Consider the following 2,891-nt stretch of genomic DNA (forward strand, 5'->3'; position numbering starts at 1 on the left):
TGTGGACGAACGAGAACCGCAATCGATATGACCGCGGCAAGCTTCGCTACCCCAGCGACCTGACTGACGAGGAATGGGCGCTCATCGCACCGATCATCCCGCCTGCGAAGCGCGGCGGAGGCAAGCGAACGGTCATCATCCGCGAAGTGGTCAACGGGCTGATGTACGTGTTGAGCAGCGGCTGCCAGTGGCGCGCGATCCCGAAGGACCTGCCGCCGCGAAGCACGGTGAACGGCTATTTCTCCCTGTGGGATTACGACGGCACGCTGGATCGCATTCACCATGCTCTCTACGTGAAATGCCGAGACCAGGCCGAACGGGAAGCAAGTCCAACCGCGGCGATCATTGACAGCCAAAGCGTCAAGAGCGCGGAAAAAGGGGGGCGCGCATCGATCCGCATGGTTTTGACGCGGGCAAGAAGATCAAGGGCAAGAAGCGCCACCTCCTTGTAGACACGCAGGGCCTGTTGCTGCACGCCATCGTGCACGCAGCCGATATCCAGGACCGCGATGGCGGCGTGCTGGTGATGGCCACGCTGTTCGGCATGTATCCCTTCCTGCTGAAGCTCTATGCCGATGCGGGCTACCAGGGACCACGGTTCCAAGGCGCCTTGCTGCATGTCGTGCGTCATGTCAACGTCGAGATCGTCAAGCGATCCGACGCGGCGAAGGGCTTCATTGTTCTGCCCAAGCGCTGGATTGTCGAGCGAACGATCGGCTGGCTCAATCGATGCCGACGCCTGGCAAAGGACTGGGAATGCCTCAACCGATCGGCACTCGCGTTCCTGCGCTGGTCATCAATCCGGCTGATGCTCCGAAGGCTCTGTCAGGGATCCAAATGATCTCGGACAGACTCTAAGGACCCATCGCACCTACCCGCTCCAGCGGAGGATCTGAACGGGCCCAATGCGTTGCTGGCGGGTGGGTCCAGGAGCCAGACTGCCGTCTTGTTAAGGATAGCTGTCAAAAACAAGGCGGTATTGTTGCGGCTGAAACCAAGCGGGACCAATGTGATCGCCATCAAGGATGATGGGCCTAACACATGGCGCTTACGGGTAGGTTCTCTTTTCGCCGCACGCTTCTAGGCAAGGTCGCGTTGGTGGTCGAGGAGGAGAAAGCGAGTATCTGGCCCTTCGCTAAGGCAGGCACTCGTAAACGCTGGCGCGACGCGTCATTGATGGATTTAACCCACCACGAATTGCGAAAGATTCTTGAGTTACAGCACAAACTTAGTGCTTCAGTGGAGCACCCCATTGTATTGGCTGATGGCGTCCGACGAAAGCACAATAGTTCACCCGCCCCGACAGTGCCTGTGGAGGACAGCCATTACCCGATGAGAGTATCAGGACGAGGGTGAACGGGTACTGATCCGGCTTATAACCTCTAGCTTGGCGGGCACAGCAAGTCGCACTTAGGCACAGGAATAGTCCTCGGTGAAGCAGCCCGACCGGATCGCCCGCCTCGTAATCAGCCTGGACGGGATCGAGCCCGTCATCTGGCGGCAGGTCGAGGTCCCAATAACAGGCTTCTTCGGATTTTTGAGGGCATTAACCCTGCTCCTAAACGGCTCATTAGCCGGGCTATGGCGAAACTGATGCTACTCCAAAGAGGGTAACTCGTATGACAAAGCCGGATGAGGACCTTCTGGACGGTCTCCTATGCTCTCTGGGGAACCTCGAAAGCGCGAGCGGCGGTCTCATACAGATCTCCAGGAAATCTAATCCCGGTGACCGTCGCAGCATTTCGGTCATACTTGACACTTGGCGACAAGGCAGGTCAGCCGGGAGTCAGCGGCCGACGTTCCGTGACGGCCTCGGTTTCCGCGGTTGGCGTCAGCGAGAAGCCGGATAGGCCATCGCCGAGCCGCCTTGCGCTAGCATTTCGGCAGGCTCATCGCTTCTTCCGAGGCTCAGACTAGATCCCTTCTAGAGTTCACTTGTCCTTCTGGTGGGGTTGGGCCGCAAGGCGACCCGTTCCGAGGAGCAAGCTATAGTCCAGGGGATTGCGCTCGCTGAAGCTCCAAAGAGTCGCGGGCGGGCCAAGGTGGCTGCTCGAATTGTCGGAGACGGTCACCGCGTCGTTGGTGCCCGCGCATCCCGGTTACGGGTCAGCCCATCCACGCCGCGTATCGAGTGCAACGTTTCGCATCAACGCGCTCGCCCGTGGCGTTCCTTCTCGCGTCGGAACGCGAGCCGATGTGCTTAGCGAAGCATTCACCTGCGCAGGATAAATCAGTGAGAACTGAACAACGAGAGGACGATGGCAGAGCAATCGGCACGCTGGGTCAGGATAGTGATCGGACCGGATGGTAGCCCATTGACGCCCGCCGACTTGCCTCAGCCGGGCGAGCGTTGGGTGCCTAGCCGAAAGGCTATCGTGGTAGCTGCGGTGCGAGGAGGGCTTCTCTCGATGGAAGAAGCGTGCGAACGCTTTGGGCTCACCGTGGAGGAATACCTGTCCTGGCAAACGGCGGTTGACGGCCATGGTCTGGCGGGCCTACGCACCACAAGAATTCAGGATTACCGCGCCGCGACAGCCGAATAGGGCGCTCGGGGCTGAAACCGGCGGCGTTGTGGATCGTGATGATCGAGGGCTTGCCGGTAATCGTTTCAAAGCGGCGTCAGCCACGTGCTGAGTGGCGCAAGCACGCGTCCGAAAGGCACGTAGGTCCGAGCGCTTTTCCCGAGCCGGAGAGCAACCAGCATGCCGCGAGGTTCAGCCGTCGCATTTCAGGGCGCAGGGCGGTTTACATTCACTCCCGACCCATTGGCCCTCGGCTTGGCGCGTCGCGCTCTGGTTTGCAGTTTCACCCCTAACCTATTGATCTCTGAACCCGACGAGATAGGCCAGTTTGCAATAAAGCTCTGCTTTTACAACGGATCAGGTCAGACT

At 59.5% G+C, this 2,891-nt stretch carries 2 protein-coding genes; both read left to right on the top strand.

Annotated features, from left to right (window positions below):
• A protein-coding gene (locus M3436_20405; protein ID MDQ3566333.1) for an IS5 family transposase occupies window positions 1-841 on the top strand; the annotation gives its coding sequence in 2 pieces (ribosomal slippage) (window positions 1-384 and window positions 384-841; 842 coding nt annotated over the 2 pieces). This gene is flagged as partial in the annotation.
• Between the two features lie 1,417 nt (window positions 842-2,258).
• Entirely contained in the window at window positions 2,259-2,543 is a 285-nt protein-coding gene (locus M3436_20410; GenBank protein MDQ3566334.1) for a DUF1153 domain-containing protein, read from the top strand.
• Window positions 2,544-2,891: the final 348 nt, after the last annotated feature.

The organism is Pseudomonadota bacterium, from assembly GCA_030859565.1.
GTDB lineage: Bacteria > Pseudomonadota > Gammaproteobacteria > JACCXJ01 > JACCXJ01 > USCg-Taylor.

What these genes read in the sequence shown, in the direction of transcription:
- M3436_20410 (MDQ3566334.1), top strand. Translation starts at nt 2,259, where the DNA reads ATGGCAGAGCAATCGGCACGCTGGGTCAGGATAGTGATCGGACCGGAT.